Genomic DNA, 22,182 nt, shown 5'->3' with positions numbered 1-22,182 from the left:
GGTGTGTTAATATTGGGCTTCTGTTTCAGGAATACTATGTGGCTTATACCCACTGAAACGGGCTGTGTTGTGACGCTCGTGTCTTGTTCAATCTGTTAGTCCGAAGGTTCGCCATAATGACCCTATCTCCCCTAAGGCCGTTACTCGCCAAGACTTCGCTTTTTGCCGGGGTCATTGTGTTGGCCGGCTGTGCGACCCCCGGTCCCGACGGGATCGCGGACCCTTACGAAGAGGTGAACCGTGGCTGGCATGACACCAATGTCGCGCTGGACAAGGCGGTGATCAAACCCGTGTCCACGGCCTATGGCACAGTGGTGCCTGACCCGTTGCGCAAGGGGTTGTCGAATGTCTCCGACACGCTGGGTATTCCGGGCAGTGTGGTCAATGATGTGTTGCAGTTGCGTTTCGGTGACGCGCTGCACAACACCGCGCGGTTTGCCGTGAACGCCACCATCGGGATCGGCGGGCTGTTCGATCCGGCGACCGGCATGGGGCTTGAGGAGCGCGATGCGGATTTCGGAGAGACGCTTTATACATGGGGCATGGGCGAGGGGGCTTATGTTGTCCTGCCGCTTTATGGTCCTTCGACAGAGCGCGACTCTTTGGGGCTTCTGGTCGATATCGCGCTTGATCCCGTGGGCAACCTGCTTGGCAATCCGGAAAAAGGGTACAAGACAGGGCTGAAAGTCGCCGATTTGGCGGACACACGTTATCGTTATTCCGATCTCTATGAATCCGTGATTTATGACAGCGCGGACAGCTATGCCCAGATGCGCCTGACCTATCTCGACAACCGCCGCTACGAATTGGGAACCCCGATCGTGGCCGGTGCGGGAGCTGCGGATCAGGAGGCTGCGGCTTTTGACATATATGAGGACTTCTATGAGTGATTTCGCGTTTACACGCCGGACGGTTCTGGGCGCTTTAGGGGCGGCTCTGATCCTGCCCCAATCGGCCTTGGCGTTTTCTTCGGCTCAGGCCGAATCCCTGATCGACAAGGCCGTGGCGGACATCAACGCCATCATCAATTCGGGCAAATCCGAAGCGGCCATGTATGTGGATTTCGAGAAGGTGCTGGTGCGCTACGCCGATATGCCCAACATCGCGCGTTCGGTGCTTGGCCCGCCTGCGCGTAGCGCGTCTGCGGCGCAGTTGCGGAGTTTCACCAAGGCGTTCCAGGCCTATGTCGCGCGCAAATACGGGTCGCGTTTCCGCGAGTTCATTGGCGGCAGGGTCGAGGTCAACAGCACGCAGAAGATCAACTCGATCTACGATGTGCGCTGCACGGCTGTGCTCAAAGGGGAGCCACCCTTTGCGATCTCGTTCATCGTGCATGACAAGGCGGGCAAATTTATCGATCTTCAGATCGAGGGGATTTCGCTTCTGAAATCCGAACGCTCCGAGATCGGTGCGATGCTCGACAAGGCTGGCGGAAATATCGACAAGCTGGCCGCCGCGTTGAGCTGAGCGAAGATATTTTTGTGAATGTGAAAAACGCGCCCTGTGAGGCGCGTTTTTTGATGCGTGTTGTGTGGAGGGCGGGGCAAAGAGCCTGTCAAAATGCCCGACACATGTCCGACATGTATCCGACAGGATGCAGACGCCTCAATTTCCCCCGCCGAAGATCGTTCCCAAGAGGTCGAGCAGCACATTATCGGCCTTGTCTCCGCCGCGACCGGTGTTGGTGTCGCGCTCGACCGTATTGACCGTGGGCGGTGTGGCAGGGCGGATCATGGGCAGCGGTTTGGGCTCAAGCCCCTCTTGGACCTGCGCCATAGTGCGTTGCCAGATTTCCGCCGGAAGCCCGCCGCCTGTAACGCCTGTGAGCGGCGAGTTGTCGTCATATCCCATCCAGACGCCCGCGACGTAATCGGCAGTGAAACCCATGAACCATGCGTCCCGCGCGGCCTGTGTCGTGCCGGTCTTGCCCGCCACTTCGACACCGGGGATTTGTGCGCGGGCCCCCGTGCCGGCTTGCACGGCATTATACATCATATAGATGAGTTGCTGGGCGCTGTCCGGCGTGATGACCCGCTCGCCAAGCCCGCCTTCCTGACCCATCAGGGGTGTGCTATCCCCTTTTAAACGCAGGGATTTCAGCCCGTAAGGGGTAACGGATGACCCGCCGTTGAGAATGCCCGCATAGGCGCCGGTCATCTCCAGAAGCGTCGTTTCCGAGGCGCCGAGTGCCAGTGCCGGTCCCTGCGCCAGATCGCTTTCGATGCCGAACATCTCGGCCACAGTGCGCACGTTCTCAAGGCCCGCATCCATCGCCAGTTTCACGGCGGGGATGTTGTAGCTGTGTTTGAGCGCATCGGTGACGGTCACGGGGCCGTGGAACTTACGGTCGTAGTTTTGCGGCGACCACGGGCCGGAGCCGGGAATGTCCAGCGTGATCGGTTCGTCCATGATGACATCGTCATAGGACCAGCCCATGTCGAGCGCCGTGGCGTAGACAAAGGGTTTGAAGGAGGAGCCGGGCTGGCGTTTGGCCTGTGTCGCACGGTTGAAGGCGCCGGAGACCTTGAGCTTGCGCCCGCCGACCATAGCCCGCACCGCCCCGTCCGCCGACATCACCACAATAGCCGCCTGCGCCTCGGACCCCGCGCGAACCTTGTTCTCGAAGATCCACGTCAGCGCCTCTTCGGCGGCAGACTGGATGCGCTGGTCAAAGGTGGTTTCGATCACCACGTCTTCGGTCGTGTCACGGGTCAGAAAGTCAGGACCTGCTCCCATAACCCAATCGGCAAAATAGCCGCCTGCGCGTTTTTCTGCGGTTTCGGACAGTTCCGCCGGATGTGCCTTGGCATAGGCGCGTTCTTCTTCGGAGATGTAGCCTTGCTGGTTCATCAACAGCAACACAATCCCCGCGCGTTCCTGCGAGCGTTGCAGGTTGTTGGTGGGGGCGTATCGCGTCGGGGCCTGCAAAAGTCCTGCCAGCATAGCGCTTTCGGCGATGTTGACCTCTGCGGCGGATTTGCCGAAATAGCGCTGTGCGGCGGCTTCAAACCCGTTTGCCCCTGCGCCGAGATAGGCACGGTTCATGTAGATCGACAGGATTTCGTCTTTGGAATAGCGCGCTTCCATGGCCATGGCGAAGACCATTTCCTTGATTTTGCGCGCCATTGTCGTCTCGCGACAGTCGGCCTCGTATTCCGTCTGGTTTTTCCAGGTGTTCGGATCATAGGGCACACCAAGGCACAGCAGTTTGGCCGTTTGCTGGGTCAGCGTCGAGCCGCCGTGCCCCGAAAGAGGGCCGCGCCCTTCCGACAGGTTGATGCGGATGGCGGAGGCGATGCCGCGCGGAGAGACGCCGAAGTGGCGGTAGAACCGTTTGTCTTCCGTTGCGATGATCGCGTGTTTGAGGTGGGGCGAGACCGTGTCTGCCGTAATTTGCCCGCCAAACTGTTCCCCGCGCCATGCAAAGACCGAACTGTTGCGGTCCAGAAGCGTAACAGAGCCGCGAGCGCGCCCGTCCAGAAGCTCGGAATAGGGCGGCAAGGTCGAATAGATATAGAAGACCGCAATGCCGATCACCACCGCAAGCGCCAATGCGCCGCGTGACACAGTGAGCCAGATCAGCCGCCCGATCCAGCGGAAAAGGCCGCTGACCAGCCGCACCACAGGGTTCGACGGCGACTTGCGCGTCGGTTTGCGCCGCACGGGTTTTTTCCGTGGTGTCGGCGTTTTGGCCTTCTTTTTCGGCTTTTTCACCGGTTTCGAAGCATTGGGATAGCGGCGCTCGGCCACCAGCTTGCGCTTGCCCCCGTTCGGTCCTGTCATGTCTTTTGCTCGATATCTGCCAGGTTTGATTGCGACAGACTGTAATGAACTGGTGTCTGAATGTTGAGGGGAAACGAGTCGCCTTCACATCTTTATTTTTCGCCTATTTTTTAATCCCAACGCACAAAATGTATAATTTTTGTGCAGGTGTGCTTGAAAAAGTCTCACAACGATCAGCGCCATCGCTTGTGAAGAAACTCTTAACATCGTTTTGCTGAGGCCGTGGCAAGCATTGCAAAGTGCACCACCCGCTCAAACGGAAGGGGAAAAACGTGAAACTTATTATTGCTGCAATCAAGCCATTCAAGCTTGAAGAAGTCCGCGAAGCGCTGACAGGGATCGGCGTTCGGGGCATGATGGTGACGGAGATCAAGGGCTTTGGCTCTCAGTCCGGTCACACCGAGATCTACCGCGGCGCGGAATATGCCGTGAACTTCGTGCCGAAGGTGAAACTTGAGATCGTCGTGGCCGATGCCATGGCCGAGCAAGTTGTCGAAACCATCGCAACCACCGCCAAGACCGACAAGATCGGCGACGGCAAGATTTTTGTCCTCGACGTGGAAGGCGCAACCCGCGTCCGTACCGGCGAGACCAACGACGACGCGATCTAATCGCGCTTACCCGAGACGAAAGGGACTGAAACCTATGAAACTCACCAAGTTTATTCCGGCCACAGCGCTCGCAACTGCGATGCCGCTTATGGCCTTTGCTCAAGACGCTGAAGAGGTTGTCGCCGTTGCTGTGCCGACCGACACTGTCTTTATCCTCAACACCTTGCTCTTCCTGATCGGCGGCTTCCTCGTCTTCTTCATGGCCGCTGGTTTTGCCATGCTCGAAGCCGGTCTCGTGCGCTCCAAGAACGTGGCGATGCAGCTCACCAAGAACGTTGCGCTGTTCGGTCTCGCGTCGATCTTCTACTACCTGATCGGCTACAACCTGATGTACCCGCTGGGAACTTGGGCGGTTGACGGTGTGCTTTCCGGCGTCTTCGGTCCGGGTGTGCTCGAAGCTGTTGGCATCACGGCGGAAACTGCTGACGATTACGGTTATGCGTCCACCGGTTCCGACTTCTTCTTCCAGTTGATGTTCTGTGGTGCAACCGCGTCCATCGTCTCCGGTACGCTTGCCGAGCGCATCAAACTGTGGCCGTTCCTGATCTTCACGATCGTTCTGACTGCCATCATCTACCCGGTTACAGCCTCCTGGACTTGGGGCGGTGGCTTTGTTGGCGAAGCTGGCTTCTCCGACTTTGCCGGTTCCACAATCGTGCACTCCGTAGGTGGCTGGGCCGCTCTGACCGGTGCGATCATCCTTGGACCGCGCCTTGGCAAATACAAAGACGGCAAAGTGACGGCATTCCCGGGTTCCAACCTGACGCTTGCTACTCTGGGTACGTTCATCCTGTGGCTCGGTTGGTTCGGCTTCAACGGTGCATCCCAGCTTGCTATGGGCTCTGTGGGTGACGTGGCTGACGTGTCCCGCATCTTCGCCAACACCAACACCGCTGCTGCCGGTGGCGCGATTGCCGCTCTGGTTGTGACCCAACTGGTCTACGGCAAGGTCGACCTCACCATGGTGCTCAACGGCGCTCTGGCTGGCCTCGTCTCCATCACTGCCGAACCGCTCACCCCGACTTTGGGTGCTGCAACGCTCATCGGTATGGTCGGCGGCGTGATCGTGGTCTTCGCTGTCCCGTTCCTTGACAAGCTGAAAATCGATGACGTTGTCGGTGCGATCCCGGTCCACCTGATCTGCGGCATCTGGGGCACCATCGCGGTTGTCTTCACCAACTCTGACGCAACCCTCGGTGCACAGCTCTACGGTATCGTCGTGATTGGCGGCGCAACTGTGATCGCTTCCGGTATCGTCTGGTTCATCCTGAAAGCTGTCATGGGTATCCGCGTCTCCGAAGAAGAAGAGATGATGGGCCTCGATAAAGCCGAGCTTGGCATGGAAGCCTATCCGGAATTCTACAAAGGCTGATCCCTTCCTCAGTCTGAAAATCCTGACCCGGGCATGAAAATGCCCGGGTCTTTCTTTTGCCGGAAACCCTTTCTCAACCAAGTTGCTTTATCCCTGTCCGTGAGATGCGAGAAACGCTTGAGGTCGGAATGCTGCGTCGGATTTGGGTGCTCTGGATTGCCGTTCTGCTCTGGCCTGTGGGGCTTTGGGCAGACCCTCTGTCCCTGTTGCGTCCCAGCGGGCAGGGTTGGGATCTGGAGCGACAGCCTTTGGTCATCAGCCTGCCGCAACCGCTTGTCGGGAGGGCATCGGTTGCCGGTTCCGCGTTTGGCCCGAGCCTTTTCGCGGGCCGTGCTGAAGGCAGTTTTTTCGAACCTTTGCCCCCACGCCCAGAGGCGCGCGTGAGGATTCGAGGGATGGCGCAGCTGCCCGTCGACATTGCCTTGGTTCGCGCCATGATCGGACGGGCGGAAAGCCCGCGTAACGGGTATGACGCTGTGCAACACGGGGCCAAGCAAAAGCCGCGCAAACCGCCAACGCAGATGTCATTGGGCGAGATATTCGCATGGATCGACGCCACCCCGGGGCAGCCACATGCCATCGGTTTCTATCAGTTTATCCCTTCGACACTGGCGCGGTTGGTCACCGAGCTGGATCTCGGGCCGGAGGTGATCTTTACGCCCGCCGTGCAGGATGATCTGGCCAATATTCTCTTGGCGGACGCGGGGATTTTTGATTTGCGCGCGGGGCAGATCACGCGGCATCAGTTCATGAACAATCTGGCCAAGATCTGGGCGGGGCTGCCGACCTCGTCGGGCAAATCCCATTACCACGGCTATGCGGGCAATAAGGCGACTGTGACATGGGCCGAGTTTGATCGGGAAATGGCGCGTGCCTTTCCGAGTTAACAAAAACGCGCCCCGAAGGGCGCGCATTGCATCAGATCAGATGGGGCAGACTTATTTGCAGATTTTCGCCACAGCTTCGGCGAGAAGCGGCACGGTCTTGCTGTTCAGCCCTGCGATGTTCATCCGAGAATCGCCCACCATGTAGATGCCGAAGTCCTCACGGATTTTCATCACTTCCTCCGGCGTTGCCCCGATACGGGAGAACATGCCGCGGTGACCGGCGATGAAGTCGAAACGATCCGAATTTGTCAGGCGTTTCAACTCGTCGGCCAGTTGCTGACGTAGCCCCAACATGCCGAGACGCACTTCTTCAAGCTCCGCCATCCAGTCCGCTTTCAGAACGTCGTCATTCAGGATCATCGTCACCAGACGCGCACCGTGATCCGGCGGGAAGGAGTAGTTCTGGCGGTTCAGGAAATTCAGCGTGCCTTGGGTCACAGGCGTTTGCTCTGCGGTTTCGGACATCGCCATGAGGCAACCGGTGCGCTCGCGATAAATCCCGAAATTCTTGGAGCAGGAGGCAGCCACCAGAAGTTCCGGCAGTTTCGAGGCCAGAAGGCGCGTGGCGGCGGCGTCTTCTTCGAGACCGTCACCAAAGCCCTGATAGGCAATGTCGACCAGCGCGGTCGCGCCTTTCTCGATGATCAGGTCCGCGACAAGCCCGTATTGCTCCAGCGTCAGGTTCGCGCCGGTCGGGTTGTGGCAGCAGCCGTGCAGCAACACCAGATCGCCGGCTTTCACGCCCTTGAGGCTCTCCATCATCGCATCGAAATCGACGGTGCAGGAGGCTTCGTCGAAATAGGCATAAGACTCGTTTTTCAGCCCCATGAATTTGATGATCGACACATGGTTCGGCCATGTCGGGTTGGAGGTCCAGACCGTGACATCGGGATTGGCGAGCTTGGCCAGTTCAAACGCCTGACGGATCGCACCCGTACCGCCCGGAGTGGCAATCGCGCCCACGCGGGCATGATCGACACTGTCGGCCAGAACCAGAGACTTCATCGCATCGCCATAGGCCGGATCACCGGAGAGGGCTGTGTATTTCTTGGTGGTTTCGGTTTCCCACAGCTGCTTTTCAGCGGCCTTGACCGCGCGCATCACGGGGGTCTCGCCATCGGCATTTTTGTAGATGCCGACGCCCAGATCGATTTTCGTGTCGCGCGGATCATCACGATACAGCGCCATAAGTTCGAGGATTTTGTCCGCCGGTCGCGGTTTCAGTGTGCTCAGCATTACGCTTCTCCAGTTGCGACCTTCAAATCGCCATACATGCCCCATTCCGCCCATGATCCGTCGTAAAGCGAAAAAGGAACGCCAAGACGGGTGAGCGCGAGGCCCAGAATTGCAGCCGTCGCCCCCGACCCGCAGGTGGTGATCGCCGGCTTGTTCAGATCAACGCCCGCATTCTCGAAAACCGCGCGCAATTCGTCATTGGATTTCAGCGTGCCTTCGGATGTCAGAACTTCGGTGAAGGGCACGTTGCGGGAATTCGGGATATGGCCGGATGCGAGGCCGGGACGGGGTTCCGGCACTTCGCCTTTGAATCGCGCGGCAGAGCGGGCGTCTATGATGGTGTAATCGCCAAGTTTTGCGGAGGCAGCGACTTGTGTCACATCGCGGACAAGCTCGGGGCGGATTTCGGTGATCATGTGGCGGTCGCGAATGGTGGGCGGCTGGTCCGTGACCGGATGCCCTTCGGCTTTCCACTTTGGCAAGCCACCATCGAGGACGGCGACATTGTCCTGCCCGAAATATTTGAACATCCACCACACGCGCGGCGCAGAGAAGATACCGGCGCTGTCATAGACAACCACCTGATGCCCGTCCCCGATGCCGAGCGCACGCATGCGAGACATGAATTTTTCCACGGGCGGCAACATATGCGGCAGGTCGGAGCGCAGATCGGCCACTTCGTCGATATCGACAAAACGTGCGCCGGGAATATGTTCGCGCTCGTATTCGGCCAGACAATCGCGCTCATCCGTCGGCATATACCAACTGGCGTCGATGAGGCGAAGCTCCGGCGCTTTGAGGTGCTCGGCGAGCCAGTCGGTCGAAACGAGCGTTTTGGGGTCGCTATAGGGCATGATGAGACCTTTGCTGACAAGGCTTTCGGCCCCTGCCTTAGCGTTCTCTCAGGGCGCGTGCAAGCAAAGCAAGCCGCACATGCGGTTTGCGGCGCAAGAAAACGCGAGGGGAGGGCGGATCAGCCGCCGTGGCGCAGGAGTCTTTGTTTCTGACGGCCCCAGTCGCGCTTTGCCTCGGTCTGGCGTTTGTCGACGGTTTTCTTACCTTTGGCGATGCCGATTTTGATTTTGACGCGGCCCTTATGGTTGAAATACATCACCAGCGGCACAAGGGTCATCCCCTCGCGTCCGGTCGCTTGCCAAAGTTTTGCCAACTGCCGTTTCGACACCAGAAGTTTGCGCTTGCGCCGCTCTTCATGGGGGAACATCGCCTGCTCATAGGGCGCGATATAGGAGTTCGTCAGCCACAGCTCGCCATTGTCCACCGATGCGTAGCTTTCCGCGATGTTGGACTGGCCGGTGCGCAGGGATTTGACCTCCGAACCGGTGAGCATGATCCCGCATTCTATGTCATCCTCGATGGCATAGTCGTAACGGGCCCGCCGGTTTTCGGCGATGACCTTGTAGTTCTTGTCTTCCGGGGTCTGTTTTTTCTTGGCCATGGTGGAGTGGAGATAAGGGCTTGCTGCGGCTGTGTCTACAGGTGGCGCCAGTCGTTGCGCAGAAAAAGACAAAGAAAAAGGGGCGCGTGGCCCCTTTTCCGTCTTATGCAGTGTGCAGGTTCAGAGAAGACCTGCGTGTTCCATCGCCGATTTGATCTCGGCTTTGGTGTCAGAAGACAGCTCGGTCAGCGGCAGGCGCACTTCGTGCGAGCACAGGTCCAGAAGCGACATGGCATATTTCGCGCCGCTCACGCCCGGCTCCAGAAAGATTGCGATGTGCAAAGGCATCAGTTTGTCGGTGATTTCCAACGCTTTCGCATAATCCCCTGCCGCACAAGCCGCCTGCATCTCGGCGCAGAGTTTGGGCGCGACGTTGGCGGTGACGGAGATGCAGCCAACCCCGCCGTGGGCGTTGAACCCGAGCGCCGTGGCGTCCTCGCCGGACAGTTGGCAAAATTCCGGTCCGCAAGCGATGCGGGTTTTCGGCACGCGGGAGAGATCCCCCGTGGCATCCTTGACGCCGACGATCCGCGGCAGTTTCGCAAGCTGCGCCATTGTGTCGGGGGTCATGTCGATCACGGAACGGCCCGGAATGTTATAGATCACGATCGGCAGATCAGCCGCGTCGTGCATGGCTGTGAAATGGGCGATCAGTCCCTTTTGTGTCGGTTTGTTGTAATAGGGGGTCACAACCAGCGCCGCATCCGCGCCGACTTTGGCTGCGTGTTGAATGAGGCCGATGCCTTCGGCCGTGTTGTTCGAACCGGCCCCCGCGATCACAGGCACACGCCCTGCGGCAGCTTCGACCACGATTTCGATCACCTGCTGGTGCTCGGCATGGGACAGAGTCGGGCTTTCCCCAGTGGTGCCGACAGGAACAATGCCCGAAGAGCCTTGTTCGATATGCCACTTGACCAAGCGTTTGAGCGTATCGACATCCACAGCGCCGTTCTTGAACGGCGTGACCAGTGCAGGAATGGATCCTTTGAACATTGTACGCTCCTTTTCGCTTTGTCGATGAGGCGCCCGGGTCATCCGTGCCCTGAGTCGCCCGTAAAAGTTCCGGCGGAAACTAGCCGCCTTCGCGCCTGTTCACAAGAAACTGTGTTGCCGGAATGCGAGAACCCGTTACTTTGCTCTGAAATACCAGAGCAGCTCCAAAAAGACCAAGATCAGATCATGCCCCTCACGCTTTCGACAAAGGCAGTTTATGCTTTTGTTTTCTTTCTTCTTTTCCCGTTTTCTCTCGCGGCGTCTTCCGAATCGGATGCGCTGAAGCGGGCCTATGAGGCGCGCGCGCAGGGGGACTGGTCGCAGGCGCTCAATGAGGCGCAGGGCGTCGGGCGCGATATTATCGAGTGGCATTACCTGCGCACCGGGCGCGGCACATTCGAGGCGTATCGTGATTTTCTCTACCGCAATGCGGATTGGCCGGGCCTGCCGCTTCTGGCCGAAAAAGGCGAGGCGTCGATCCCTGCTGACGCGAGTGCGCAGGCGGTGCTCGACTATCTCACCGCCTATCCGCCGCAGACCGGACAGGGGGCGCTGCGTCTGATCGGGGCCTATGAGGCACTGGGCAAGACGGCGGATGCACAGGCGCAAGCGGTTCTGATCTGGAACACTCTGCCGATGAAGGCGGAGGAAGAAGCCATTTTTCTGGGCCGATACGGGTCGATCCTGAAACGGCATCATGTGGCGCGTGCGGAGATGTTGCTTTGGGCAGGGCGGTTTGATGACGCCGAGCGGATGCTGCCCAACCTACCCACGGGTTGGGACAAACTCATCACCGCCACACGCAAACTCGTGCGCGACGAGGCGGGGGTGGATGACGCGATTTCTGCCGTGCCGGCCACTTTGGCGGACCATCCTGTTCTGGCGCATGCGCGGTTTGAATGGCGGGTGAAACGCGGACGGAACGAAGATGCGACCACGCTTTTGCTGCAACATTCGACTGCGGAAGGGTTGGGAGAAGCCGAAGCATGGGGCAATCGCCGCCGCACGCTGGCACGTCAGATGATGCGCGATGGCAAGGCCAAGATCGCCTATGCTGTGGCCGCGCGTCACGGGCTGGCACCGGACGAAGACCACTACGCCGATCTCGAATGGCTCGCGGGCTATATTGCCCTGCGTTATCTCGATGACGCGGGGCGGGCGCTGGATCATTTCAACCGGTTCCGTATGGCCGTTGGCACGCCGATCTCTCTGGGCCGTGCGGGCTATTGGGAAGGGCGGGCCTTGGAAGCGATGGGCGCGCGCGACGATGCCGCGGCGGCCTATGCCTTCGGAGCGCAGTTCCAGACATCTTTTTACGGGCTTTTGTCGGCGGAGAAAATCGGGCGCTCGCTTGATCCTGCATTGACGGGTGAGATGCGGTTTGCGGATTACAAAGAGGCGGGGTTCATGAACTCGTCGGTTTTGCAAGCCGCGCTGCTTTTGGAAGAGGCCGGAGACAAGCCCTTGGCCGCGCGTTTCCTGCGGCATTTGGGCGAAAGTCTCAATCCGCAGGAGCTTGGGCAACTGGGCGATCTGGCGCTTGATCTTGATCCTTATCTCGCGGTGCTTGTGGCGAAATTTGCGGCGGATCAGGGGATTGTCCTGAACCGCGCCTATTACCCGCTGCACGAATTGGCGCAGGCCGATCTGCCGGTCAAACCGGAGCTTGCACTGGCGATTGCCCGCCGCGAAAGCGAGTTTTATGACAAGGCCCGCTCTCATGTCGGGGCGCGGGGGCTGATGCAGTTGATGCCGCGCACAGGGGCGGCTATGGCCGAAAAGCTGGGCGTCGACGGGTTCGAAGAACGCCAGCTCGAAGATCCGGTGCTCAACGCGCGGCTCGGCTCGGCCTATCTGGCGCAACTGATCGAAGAGTTCGGCTATAACATTCCGCTTGTCGCGGTGGGGTATAACGCCGGACCGTCACGGGCGCGGGACTGGATTAAACGCTATGGTGATCCCCGCACGGGAGAGGTTGATCCTGTGGACTGGATCGAACACCTGCCGTTTCGCGAGACCCGTAACTATGTGATGCGTGTCGCAGAAAGCCTTCCGGTCTATCGCGCGCGTTTGCAAGGTGAGGCGGGATCGGTTCATCTCATGGAATTGTTGACGGGGCGCTAAGGCGCTCCGCCCGTTCTTCACATTACCCTGTGCGTTGCGCGACCTGACGCGCACGTAAAAAGGTAAAGACACCAGCGCCTACCACAATAACTGCTCCGATCAGCACATTCGCACGGATTACATCGCCAAATACAAAGACGCCAATCAAGGCGGCAAATGGCAATTGCAGATAGGCAAAGGGCTGGATCGCTGAGGCTTCTGCGGCTTCATAAGCTTTGATCAACAGGTAGTGGCCACTCACGGAGGTTAGGCACAAAAGCCCCATCCAGAGCCAGTCTGATGGCAGCATGGCTTCCCAATACCACACACCGGCCAGAGTGGTGAGGATCATGCCTGCGATCCCTGTGTAGAAAAAGGTCACATGCGACGGGTCGAAGCGCGAGACGTAGCGATTCAGCAATCCGTAGAGCGCAAAGAAAAGCGCTCCGACAAAGGCGATGAGCGCGTCCGGCGAGAAAATGCTACTGCCGGGTTTGATGATGATTATCACGCCAACAAATCCCACAGCAACCAGACTCCAGCGCCGCCAGCCGATGCGTTCCCCCAGAATGGGGCCGGACAAGGCGGTGATGACCAAGGGATAGGCCGCAAAAATAGCGGGCGCATCGACCAGCCCCATGCGGACAAAGGCCGTGACCATGATGAGGATTTGCACGGCCAGAAGGGCGCCACGGAAGAGTTGCAGCTTGGGACGTTCGGAGGTGATCGCCTTGCGAAGCCCACCGCTGCGCAGGGAGAGCGCCACGACGAAAGCGGCGAAGAACCAGTAGCGGATCATAACGATCATGAAGACGTTGTATTGTCCGGCAAGGTGGCGGGAGATGCCGTCCTGTATGGCAAAGATACAGATCGCGCCAATCATCAGGAATGTGCCGAAGGCGGGATTGTCGCGGGTCATGGTTTGCGTCCTTGGCTCATATGGCGTTTGCGACCGAAGCCGGGGGTGCGGATCACCTCGAAGCCTGCGTCTGTGAGTTTCTGGCGCACATGACCGGCTGCGGTGTAGGTGGCGAAAGTGCCGCCTTGTGCGGTGTGCCGCCCGACCTCGCGCATCAGGTCTTCTCCCCAGAGTTCGGGGTTTTTGGCAGGCGAGAACCCGTCGAGAAACCATGCATCCGCTTGCCCGTCCCACGCCGCAAGCGTGTCGCGGGCGTCGCCGATCTTCACATCCACCTCGACCTGACCGATCCGGAACTGGCGTTTGCCCTCTGCCCATGCGGCGATGAACGGGCCGGCGATGGCTGTGGCCTCGGAAAAGGCGGCAAGTGCCGTGGCGATGTCATGAGCGGTCATCGGGAAGGCTTCAAAGGAGGTGAATTTCACCACGCCCGGACCATCCCAGACCAGCGCCAGTGCCAGCATGTTGAGGCCCGTGCCAAAGCCCAGTTCGGCCATATGAAACCCGTCGCGCAGCCGTGCGGGCAGGTCATTGCCCGACAGGAACACATGCCGCGTTTCCTCCAGCCCGTTGCCGAGCGAGAAATAGGGGTCGTCGAATTGGGTCGAAACAGGGATTTTCCCGTCGCGCCAGTCGATCTTGGCTGTCTGGTGGTCTGTCATTGTATGTCTTATGAATGTGCTGAATGCGGCCGACCATGCTTTGGGCAGTCGCCACTTGCAATGGGTAAAAGCGCAAATGGGCAAAGCGGAAATCACGATCTATGGCGCAGGTGCCTTCGGGCTGTCCTGTGGATACGAGGCCGCTCGTCGCGGGGCGAAGGTGCGTGTGATTGATCCCAACGGCGTGCGGTTCGGCTCCTCAGGCGGTGTGGTTGGCGCACTTGCCCCGCATACGCCGGAGCGTTGGAACGCGAAGAAGGAGTTCCAGTTTCAAAGCTTGATCCTTGCACGGACCCACTGGCCGGAGGTCGAGGCAACCGGAGGCGTGTCTTCGGGGTATGGCAATCTCGGGCGGGTGCAGGCGGTGAAGGACACCCGTCAACTGGAACTGGCACGAGAGCGCGAAGAGCAGGCGAAAACCCTGTGGCAAGGGCAGGCCGAGTGGCGTGTGGTGACACAGGCGGAGATTGGCGACTGGGCACCGGTCAGCCCGACGGGATATCTTATCCGCGACACGCTTTCGGCGCGGCTGAACCCGTGGCGCGCGTGTCAGTCTCTTGCGGCGGCGATCACGGCGCTGGGCAGTGAGGTCGTTGCGGACGGGCCGGAAGAGGGGGCGGTGATCCATGCCTCCGGCTGGTGGGGGCTGAAGGCGCTGAACGAGGCCTTTGGCAAAGAAGTCGGGAACGGGGTGAAGGGGCAGGCGATTCTGCTGGATTTGTCCCTCCCCAAAGCGCCGCAGCTTTATGGCGAGAGCCTCCATGTCATCCCGCACGCTGACGGGACCACGGCCATCGGCTCGACGTCCGAGCGCGAGTTTGACGACCCGACAACGACGGATGCTCAGGCGGATGACTTGTTGGAACGTGCCCGTGCGGCGGTGCCGATGCTGCGTGAGGCCAAGGAGCTTCGCCGCTGGGCCGGTGTGCGTCCGCGGGCCAAATCCCGTGCGCCTATGCTCGGAGCGTGGCCCGACAGGCCCGGACATTTCATTGCCAACGGTGGTTTCAAGATCGGTTTCGGCATGGCCCCGCTGGCCGCAAGGGTCTTGATCGACCTCGTTTTGGACGGGCAGGACGCGATCCCAGAGGCGTTCCGTGTCGAAGCCTCACTCTGAGGCCAGCCTGCGCAAATCCGACATCAGCTTTTCAAGCCCGCTTATTGTGCGCGGATCGTTTAACCGCCCCTGATCGTCGAAGGCGTTCGAACTGTCCGCGACCAGCACTTCGGGGGCCTGCAACAGATGCGCGTTAAACGGTGTCATCGCCCATCGCAGGCTGTATTGCGCCCGCTCACCACCGGCGCGCCCTGCGGCGGCGGACATAATGGCGACGGGTTTTCCCTCCCACGGTTTCACACCGGAGCGGCTCACCCAGTCGAGCGCGTTTTTAAGCACGCCGGAGATCATCTTGTTATATTCCGGTGTCGAAATGACCACCGCATCGGCGTCACGGATCTGTTCGGCCAGTGTCATGACTTCGGCGGGAATGCCCTCGGCCTCCAGATCACCGTCATAAAGCGGCAACCGCAGATCGGCCTGTGTGAACTCACAGGGACCAAACAGCCGCGCGGCTTCGTGCAACAGTTTTGTATTGGTGGATTCGGCGCGCAATGCACCGGAAAGGCCGAGAAGGTGTAGCGTCATGTTCGAAGGCTCCTAGAAGAAGAGGTGAACAAAGACCGGTGCGATCAATGCGGTGAAGATTGCGTTTAGGACCATGCCGATCCCGGCAAAGGCTCCTGCTGTGCCGTGAACCTGAAAGGCACGCGCAGTGCCGATCCCGTGGGCCGCGATGCCGGTGGCCAGCCCCCGTCCGCGATAGTCACGGATGCCCAAGGCATTGAGCAATGGCGTGGTGACAATGGCGCCGACCACACCGGTGATCAGCACCAGCGCTACGGTGAGCGTGGGCAGGCCACCAATGGCTTCGGACACGCCAATGGCGACGGGAGAGGTGGCGGCCTTGGGGATCAGGGAGAGCACCAGCTCCCCGCGCAGCCCGCAGGCATAGCCAATGGTCACCGCAGAGATCATAGAGACGGTGCCCCCGACGAAAAGTGCGGCCAGCATGGGGATGGCAGACTCTTTGATCCGTTGCCAGTTTTGCCAGAGCGGCACCGCCAGCGCGACGGTGGCCGGTCCTAGCATGAAATGCACGAATTGAGCCCCTTCGAAATAGGTCGCGTAGCTGGTGTCGGTGAGTTCGAGTAGGGCGGACAGCAGGACCATCGAGATCAGCACGGGGTTCACAACGGGCCGGTTGCCCGACAGGTTGAAACAGCCCAGACCGATCAGATATGCGAAAATGGTGACGGTGAGCCAAAGAAGCGGCCCTTCGGAGAGATAGCTCCAGATATCAAGAATTTCGGTCATTCCGGTGTTTCGTCACGGACGCCTCTGAAACGGTTTACATATTTGAAGGTCAAAGCCCCCGCTCCGATGGAGAGCACGGTCGAACCAATGACCGCAGCGGCAAGCGGCAGACCGATCTCGGACATCTGGTCGAAATATTGCACCACACCGACACCGGCGGGAACGAATAGAAGCGAGAGATGCGACAGGAACCCGCCAGCGGTTTTCTCGATGGCATGACCGATACGGGGCTGAAGCAACAACAGCGCGGCCAGAAGGATCATACCGATCACGGGGCCGGGCAGGCTGAGAGATAATATACGGGCGAGTATCTCGCCAATGAGCTGGAAGCCCAGAAACAGGCCGAAGTGGAAAATCATGATGAAGCGATGCCTTGCTTTGGCCTTCTTGGATAGGGCCACGAGGCGCGAGTTTACTACGCGCAGGCGTCACTGCAAGCGCGATCAGGTCACAAAAATGCGCGCCAAGCCACTCCAGATGGGGCGAATCTTTTCATGTCCACGTCAAGCGCACGCCTCCTGTCTTTTGAGCCAACTGGCTCTCGCGTGGTTAACGCGTTAGATGTGCGTATAGACTGATCTGTTGTTCGGGGGAGCGATGAAACTCGCACGTATTACCACCTATCCAGTGAAAAGCCTGACGGGCACGGATCATGCTTCTGCCAATGTTCAGGGCGTGGGCCTTGCGGGGGACCGGCGCTGGGCGGTTGTCTATCCCGATGGCCAGGTGGCCACGCGCCGCGAATTGCCGAAAATGGCGCACTTGAATGCGATGAGCACGGATCGGGGCGTGTCGATTACTTGTGGGGAGAGCCGGATTGATGTGCCTGTCCCTAGCGGTGCGCCTGTTTCGGTCAAGGTTTTTTCAACAAAGATCGATGGTGTCGAGGACGCGGGCAATTATGCTGCGCTTTTTTTGTCATCTGCGCTCGAACAGGTTGTGCGTCTGGTCTATTTTCCGGACCATGCCCGTCGGCCCGTGGATCATAGCTACGCACCGGAAGGGCATTTCACAGCCTTGTCCGACGGTTTTCCCCTGCTCCTGACCACAGAAGCCTCGCTCGCTACTTTGAACGCGACGCTGGAGGCTCCGGTCACGATGCGCCGCTTTCGCCCCAATGTGGTGATCTCGGGGGAGATCGCACCGTGGAGTGAAGACACATGGCGGGTGGTGCGGATCGGTTCGGCGGTGTTTCGTGTCGTCAAACCCTGTGAACGTTGTGTCATGACGACACAGGATCCGGATACGGGAGAGCAAACCCATCCGCGAGAACCTTTGGCAACGCTGGGGCGGTTGCATCGCTCTGCGAGAGGAAAGATAATTTTCGGCCAGAACCTGATCGTCGAGGAGGAAGGGCATATCGTGCTGGGCGATGAGGTGGAGGTGCTGGAGACGGGGCCGTCCAATCTCTTGGAGCAGAAGCGTTAGGGGACGCGTTCCGTGTGGAGATGGGGACCGTGTTTTTGCAGGTGGCTTAACACTTGCTTAACCTTGTTGGCACATCCTGCGGGCATGAGAAAACATTTGCCCCTCCTTGCGCTCATCGTTTTGTGTCTGCCGGCTTGCGTCGCGGACAGTCCTGCCCTTGGTTATTCCCGTGCGGGGTTCTCGACCGTAGAGATTGGCGGCAATACCTATCGCGTCTATACCGAGGAGACCCGGAACTGCGTCGAGGTGCATCGCGTCAATTTCGTATTCCCGCCCCCCTCGCGCAGGGAAATCCTGATGCAGATGGAAACGGCAGCGATGCAGGTGACCCAGTGCAAGCTCAAAAAAGGCACGTTCATCGGTGATCAGGCTATGTCCAAGGGGCAACTGGATTGCTCGGAAGGGGCAGGGGCGAAAGAATGGGTGCCGGGGACATGCAACATCCGTCCTTGGGGCTGAGCGACTTGGAGGAAGGGGCGTCGCCACCTTGCCTTCCATCCGAATTCAGGGCATCAGGCGGGCAACCGGAGGTGATCCATGGATTATTCGAAATCGGGCGGCCCGAAGCGGCGCTCTACGGCGCCGAAACATGGCGAGCATAAGGTGCAGGAACCAAAGGGCAAAGAGCCTCCGAAAGAGGCGCTTTTGGCGCGTATGAAAGCTGCGGCGCAGGCAAAAGCGGCCAAGTGAGTCGCCCGCGTTGGCGTGTGTCCCGACATGTGATGTCCTGAGAGACGCACGCGATCATGCGATATTTTGTGGATAACTCGGCGCTTTCCCCCGCATCTCGGGGTTGACCGGTTGACAGGGACGCGCCCTTCACAAACAGTTTTCCCTCAAAAAGAATCAAACAGAGGCTTCACTTGCGTTTTACCCGTCTTCGGCTCAATGGCTTCAAAAGCTTTGTGGATCCCACAGATCTTGTGATCGCGGATGGGCTGACGGGGGTTGTCGGTCCGAACGGCTGCGGCAAGTCGAACCTCTTGGAAGCGCTGCGTTGGGTGATGGGGGAGAACCGCCCCAAAGCCATGCGCGGCGCAGGCATGGAAGACGTGATCTTCGCGGGGGCAGCCTCCCGGTCGGCTCGCAACTTTGCCGAAGTCAATCTTATGATCGACAATTCGGACCGTCTGGCACCTGCGGGGTTCAACGATAGCGACAGTCTCGAAATCGTACGCCGGATCACGCGGGACGCGGGCTCGGCCTATAAGGTGAACACCAAGGATGTGCGCGCGCGGGATGTGTCGATGTTGTTCGCGGACGCCTCGACGGGCGCACATTCTCCCGCACTTGTGCGTCAGGGGCAAATTTCTGAACTGATCAACGCCAAACCGAAGGCCCGCCGCCGTATTCTCGAAGAGGCGGCGGGGATTTCGGGCCTGTATCAGCGCCGCCACGAGGCTGAACTGAAGCTCAAAGGGGCCGAGACCAACCTCGCCCGCGTTGATGATGTGGTGGAACAGCTTGCCAGCCAACTGGCCTCACTGGCCCGTCAGGCGCGGCAGGCGGCGCGGTATCGTGAGATCGGGACGGAATTGCGTCATGCCGAAGGGCTGCTGCATTTCCGGCGCTGGCGCGATGCGGATCAGGCGCGGGTGGAAACCGAAGAGGTTCTGCGCACACGGGTAGCACAGGCCAACGAGGCGGAAGGCCGCGCGCGGGCCGCCACGGCCCAACGTATTAAACAGGAAGAGGCCCTGCCGCCCCTGCGCGAGGAGGAGGCCATCGCCGCGGCGGTGTTGCAACGCCTCACCGTGTCCCGCGACCAGCTTTCGGACGAAGAGCGCCGCGCCCGCGAGATGATTGAAACTCTGTCGCGTCGGATTGACCAGTTGGTTGCCGACATGGCGCGCGAGGAGCAACTCAACAAGGATGCTGGCGAGACGATTTCGCGTCTTGAGTGGGAGCAACGGGAACTCATCAAGGCCGCTGAAGGCCACGAACCCAGACTGCTGGAAGCGGCGGCGGAGGCTTCGGAAGCCAGCCAGATTCTGGCGGATCGGGAAACCACGCTCACCGAAATGACCGAGGATGTGGCCCGACTTGCAGCACGGCATCAGTCGGCGAACCGTTTGGTCGAGGACAATCGTAAAACGCTGGATCGTGCGCGGGCGGAGGCAGATCGCGCGCGCGGGGCTGTGGACGAGGCCCGTCAAACCCTGAGCTTGTCAACGGAGACGTTGGCCGAAGCCGAAGCGCAGCAGGAAGAAGCAGTGGCGCGCGCCGAAGAAGCCGAGGCCATGTTGATCGAAGCGGATGAGGGCCGCACCGAAGCGCAATCGCGTGAGGCGCTGGCCCGTGCTGCGCGTTCCGAGGCCGAAGGCGAAGTCGGCGCGCTCAAAGCCGAGGTGTCCGCACTGGCCAAGATGCTGGATCGTGACCAGATTGGCGGCGCGCAGCTTCTGGACCTGATCAAAGTCAAATCAGGATATGAAAAGGCGCTGGGTGCCGCGCTTTCTGATGATTTAAGACAGCCTGAGATTGAGAGTTATCAAGCCTCCGGCTGGGTCACCTTGCCGGATTATCTCGATGATCAGGACCTGCCCAACGGGGTGGAGCCGCTTGCGGATTATGTGTCTGCCCCACCGGTCTTGGGACGTCGTCTGGCACAGATCGGGTTGGTGCGGGCAGAGGACGGTGCGCGTCTTCAGGCTGATCTGGAACCGGGTCAGCGGCTTGTTTCTGTCGAGGGGGATTTGTGGCGCTGGGACGGTTATCGCGCGGGGGCGGAGGATGCCCCGTCTGCGGCGGCATTGCGTCTGCAACAGTTGAACCGTCTCGAAGATTTGAAACAGGAACTCGCCGCAGCAGAGGCCAAGGCCAACGGGGCCGCGCAGGCGCACGAGCATCTCAAATCCGAACTGGCGCGGCTGACCGAAGCCGATCGGCTGGCCCGTGAGGCGCGTCGGGATGCGGATCGGGCGATGTCGGATGCGGCGCGTAGGCTGTCCAAGGTCGAAAACGAAAAGACGCTGGCGGAAGGCAAGGTCGAGAACCTCGGTCTGGCCGTTGCGCGTCACGAGGAAGAAGCCCGCGGCGCAGAGCAGCGCCTGCGTGAAGCGGAGACGGTCGTCAGGGAATTGCCGGATCTGGACGCTGCGCGTTCCAGCATCGAAGAGGTGAAGCTCGCTGTCGAAGCGGCGCGGATCACGATGATGACGAAACGCTCCGCCCATGACGAAATTCGCCGCGAAGGGGATGCGCGCACCCGCCGCTCACAGGAAGTGACGAAAGAACTCTCCGGCTGGCGGCATCGCCTTGAAACTGCGGGCAAGCGGATTGCCGAATTGCAGGAGCGCAAGGAAGCCAGCGAAGAAGAACTTTACGAGGCTGCGGTGCAACCGGAGGAGATCGCGGAGAAACGCGAGGCTCTGTTGGCGCAGATCGAAGAGGCGGAGCATCGCCGCAAAAAGGCAACGGATGCCTTGGTCGAAGCCGAAGAGGCGTTGCGTGAGGTTGTGAATGCCGAGCGAGAGGCGGAACGCATGGCCTCCGAGGCTCGTGAGACCCGTGCTGCCGCAGAAGCCCGCCGCGACGCCGCGCGTGAGACCGTCGAGGCGGCGCTGGAGCGTATTCGTGAGGAGTTGGAGACCACGCCCGAGAAGCTCTTGGAAGAGCTGGATGTCGATCCGGAGAAAATCCCCTCGCATGAGACCATCGAAGTGGATGTGAACCGGCTGAAGCGTCTGCGCGATAGTCTGGGGGCAGTGAACCTGCGGGCGGAAGAAGACGCCAAAGAGGTGCGCGAAGAACATGATACGCTCCTGAAAGAAAAAGAAGATCTCGAAGAAGCGATCAAGACGCTCCGCTCCGGCATTGCGTCGCTCAACCGTGAAGGACGGGAACGTCTGCTCACCGCGTTTGAACAGGTGAATAACAATTTCTCCATGCTGTTCACCCATCTGTTCGGCGGCGGTGAAGCCAAACTGATGATGGTGGAAAGCGATGATCCTCTGGAGGCCGGACTTGAGATCATGTGCCAGCCGCCGGGTAAGAAACTCTCGACCCTGTCGCTTCTGTCCGGTGGGGAACAGACGCTCACGGCTCTGGCGTTGATCTTTGCGGTTTTCATGGCGAACCCCGCGCCGATCTGTGTTCTGGACGAGGTGGACGCACCGCTCGACGATGCGAACGTGACGCGGTTCTGCGACATGCTCGACGAGATGACCCAGCGCACCGACACGCGGTTTCTGGTGATTACCCACCACGCCGTGACGATGGCCCGCATGGACCGTCTGTTTGGCGTGACCATGCAGGAACAAGGTGTGAGCCAGCTTGTTTCCGTGGACTTGAAAAAGGCCGAAGCACTGGTGGCTTGAAGCCGCGCGCAATGTCCTGAATTTCAGATCTGTGCGAAA

The 22,182-nt window shown here is 59.8% G+C and carries 21 protein-coding genes; 11 read left to right on the top strand and 10 right to left on the bottom strand.

The features are described from left to right. Positions 1-116: 116 nt before the first annotated feature. Together BM152_RS08995 and BM152_RS08990 are read left to right on the top strand one after the other, a co-directional pair. Positions 117-890 carry an MlaA family lipoprotein gene (locus tag BM152_RS08995; protein ID WP_066604492.1) on the top strand — a complete coding sequence of 258 codons (774 nt, stop codon included), beginning with the start codon at positions 117-119 and terminating at the stop codon, positions 888-890. Next, positions 883-1,467 (top strand): MlaC/ttg2D family ABC transporter substrate-binding protein, encoded by a 585-nt coding sequence (locus BM152_RS08990; protein ID WP_066604494.1) that lies wholly within the window; start codon positions 883-885, stop codon positions 1,465-1,467. Before BM152_RS08995 ends, BM152_RS08990 begins: the two co-directional genes overlap by 8 nt. Before the next feature lie 138 nt (positions 1,468-1,605). On the opposite strand, the gene BM152_RS08985 is transcribed toward BM152_RS08990, so the two are convergent. Continuing rightward, positions 1,606-3,783 carry a transglycosylase domain-containing protein gene (locus BM152_RS08985; protein WP_066604497.1) on the bottom strand — a complete coding sequence of 726 codons (2,178 nt, stop codon included), beginning with the start codon at positions 3,781-3,783 and terminating at the stop codon, positions 1,606-1,608. A gap of 272 nt (positions 3,784-4,055) precedes the next feature. On the opposite strand from BM152_RS08985, the gene BM152_RS08980 reads away from it, so the two are divergent. The 3 genes from BM152_RS08980 to BM152_RS08970 all read left to right on the top strand — a co-directional run bounded on the left by BM152_RS08980 (position 4,056) and on the right by BM152_RS08970 (position 6,653). After that, entirely contained in the window at positions 4,056-4,394 is a 339-nt protein-coding gene (locus BM152_RS08980; RefSeq protein ID WP_066604500.1) for a P-II family nitrogen regulator, read from the top strand. Positions 4,395-4,428: 34 nt separating this feature from the next. Further along, positions 4,429-5,766 carry an ammonium transporter gene (locus tag BM152_RS08975; RefSeq protein ID WP_066604503.1) on the top strand — a complete coding sequence of 446 codons (1,338 nt, stop codon included), beginning with the start codon at positions 4,429-4,431 and terminating at the stop codon, positions 5,764-5,766. 128 nt (positions 5,767-5,894) lie between these two features. Continuing rightward, positions 5,895-6,653 carry a lysozyme family protein gene (locus BM152_RS08970; RefSeq protein ID WP_066604505.1) on the top strand — a complete coding sequence of 253 codons (759 nt, stop codon included), beginning with the start codon at positions 5,895-5,897 and terminating at the stop codon, positions 6,651-6,653. Positions 6,654-6,704: 51 nt separating this feature from the next. Here the strand turns inward: BM152_RS08970 and BM152_RS08965 are convergent, their stop codons facing one another. The 4 genes from BM152_RS08965 to dapA all read right to left on the bottom strand — a co-directional run bounded on the left by BM152_RS08965 (position 6,705) and on the right by dapA (position 10,338). Further along, positions 6,705-7,889, bottom strand: a complete 1,185-nt coding sequence (locus BM152_RS08965) for an amino acid aminotransferase (protein ID WP_066604507.1) — start codon at positions 7,887-7,889, stop codon at positions 6,705-6,707. Next, positions 7,889-8,743, bottom strand: a complete 855-nt coding sequence (gene sseA, locus BM152_RS08960; protein ID WP_066604510.1) for a 3-mercaptopyruvate sulfurtransferase — start codon at positions 8,741-8,743, stop codon at positions 7,889-7,891. Before sseA ends, BM152_RS08965 begins: the two co-directional genes overlap by 1 nt. A gap of 119 nt (positions 8,744-8,862) precedes the next feature. Next, entirely contained in the window at positions 8,863-9,345 is a 483-nt protein-coding gene (gene smpB, locus BM152_RS08955; RefSeq protein ID WP_066604513.1) for an SsrA-binding protein SmpB, read from the bottom strand. A 120-nt stretch (positions 9,346-9,465) separates the two neighbouring features. Next, on the bottom strand, positions 9,466-10,338 hold the full coding sequence (dapA, locus tag BM152_RS08950) for a 4-hydroxy-tetrahydrodipicolinate synthase (protein WP_066604524.1): 873 nt from the start codon (positions 10,336-10,338) through the stop codon (positions 9,466-9,468). Positions 10,339-10,524: 186 nt separating this feature from the next. On the opposite strand from dapA, the gene BM152_RS08945 reads away from it, so the two are divergent. Beyond that, entirely contained in the window at positions 10,525-12,462 is a 1,938-nt protein-coding gene (locus BM152_RS08945; RefSeq protein ID WP_066604527.1) for a lytic transglycosylase domain-containing protein, read from the top strand. A 22-nt stretch (positions 12,463-12,484) separates the two neighbouring features. Here the strand turns inward: BM152_RS08945 and BM152_RS08940 are convergent, their stop codons facing one another. Continuing rightward, complete coding sequence (locus BM152_RS08940; protein WP_066604529.1) at positions 12,485-13,360, bottom strand: DMT family transporter; 876 nt, start codon at positions 13,358-13,360, stop codon at positions 12,485-12,487. Beyond that, entirely contained in the window at positions 13,357-14,022 is a 666-nt protein-coding gene (gene mnmC2 / locus BM152_RS08935; RefSeq protein ID WP_066604531.1) for a tRNA (5-methylaminomethyl-2-thiouridine)(34)-methyltransferase MnmC2, read from the bottom strand. Before mnmC2 ends, BM152_RS08940 begins: the two co-directional genes overlap by 4 nt. Before the next feature lie 76 nt (positions 14,023-14,098). Here mnmC2 and BM152_RS08930 point away from each other — a divergent pair, with 76 nt between their 5' ends. Next, complete coding sequence (locus BM152_RS08930) at positions 14,099-15,139, top strand: NAD(P)/FAD-dependent oxidoreductase (protein ID WP_066604538.1); 1,041 nt, start codon at positions 14,099-14,101, stop codon at positions 15,137-15,139. On the opposite strand, the gene BM152_RS08925 is transcribed toward BM152_RS08930, so the two are convergent. The 3 genes from BM152_RS08925 to BM152_RS08915 are packed head-to-tail and all read right to left on the bottom strand — an operon-like array spanning position 15,131 to position 16,755. Next, positions 15,131-15,667: an NADPH-dependent FMN reductase gene (locus tag BM152_RS08925; RefSeq protein WP_066604540.1), complete on the bottom strand. Its 537-nt coding sequence runs from the start codon at positions 15,665-15,667 to the stop codon at positions 15,131-15,133. The two genes, BM152_RS08930 and BM152_RS08925, sit on opposite strands and share 9 nt — an antisense overlap. Positions 15,668-15,679: 12 nt before the next feature. Next, on the bottom strand, positions 15,680-16,396 hold the full coding sequence (locus BM152_RS08920) for an LrgB family protein (RefSeq protein ID WP_066604543.1): 717 nt from the start codon (positions 16,394-16,396) through the stop codon (positions 15,680-15,682). Then, a complete protein-coding gene (locus tag BM152_RS08915) occupies positions 16,393-16,755 on the bottom strand; it encodes a CidA/LrgA family protein (RefSeq protein ID WP_066604546.1) in 363 nt (120 codons plus the stop codon). The genes BM152_RS08920 and BM152_RS08915 overlap by 4 nt, the downstream gene beginning before the upstream one ends. A gap of 238 nt (positions 16,756-16,993) precedes the next feature. Here BM152_RS08915 and BM152_RS08910 point away from each other — a divergent pair, with 238 nt between their 5' ends. The 4 genes from BM152_RS08910 (at position 16,994) to smc (ending at position 22,143) form a co-directional block, all read left to right on the top strand. After that, positions 16,994-17,824 carry an MOSC domain-containing protein gene (locus tag BM152_RS08910; protein ID WP_066604553.1) on the top strand — a complete coding sequence of 277 codons (831 nt, stop codon included), beginning with the start codon at positions 16,994-16,996 and terminating at the stop codon, positions 17,822-17,824. Positions 17,825-17,920: 96 nt separating this feature from the next. Next, complete coding sequence (locus BM152_RS08905) at positions 17,921-18,283, top strand: hypothetical protein (RefSeq protein WP_066604554.1); 363 nt, start codon at positions 17,921-17,923, stop codon at positions 18,281-18,283. Positions 18,284-18,361: 78 nt separating this feature from the next. Next, on the top strand, positions 18,362-18,514 hold the full coding sequence (locus BM152_RS19280) for a hypothetical protein (RefSeq protein ID WP_170125652.1): 153 nt from the start codon (positions 18,362-18,364) through the stop codon (positions 18,512-18,514). Between the two features lie 173 nt (positions 18,515-18,687). After that, a complete protein-coding gene (smc, locus tag BM152_RS08900; protein ID WP_066604559.1) occupies positions 18,688-22,143 on the top strand; it encodes a chromosome segregation protein SMC in 3,456 nt (1,151 codons plus the stop codon). Positions 22,144-22,182: the final 39 nt, after the last annotated feature.

Origin of the sequence: Celeribacter halophilus (genome assembly GCF_900114135.1) — a bacterium.
Lineage (GTDB): Bacteria > Pseudomonadota > Alphaproteobacteria > Rhodobacterales > Rhodobacteraceae > Celeribacter > Celeribacter halophilus.
Note: the sequence above shows the minus strand (reverse complement) of the source record. Positions and strands in the feature narration are given on the sequence as shown.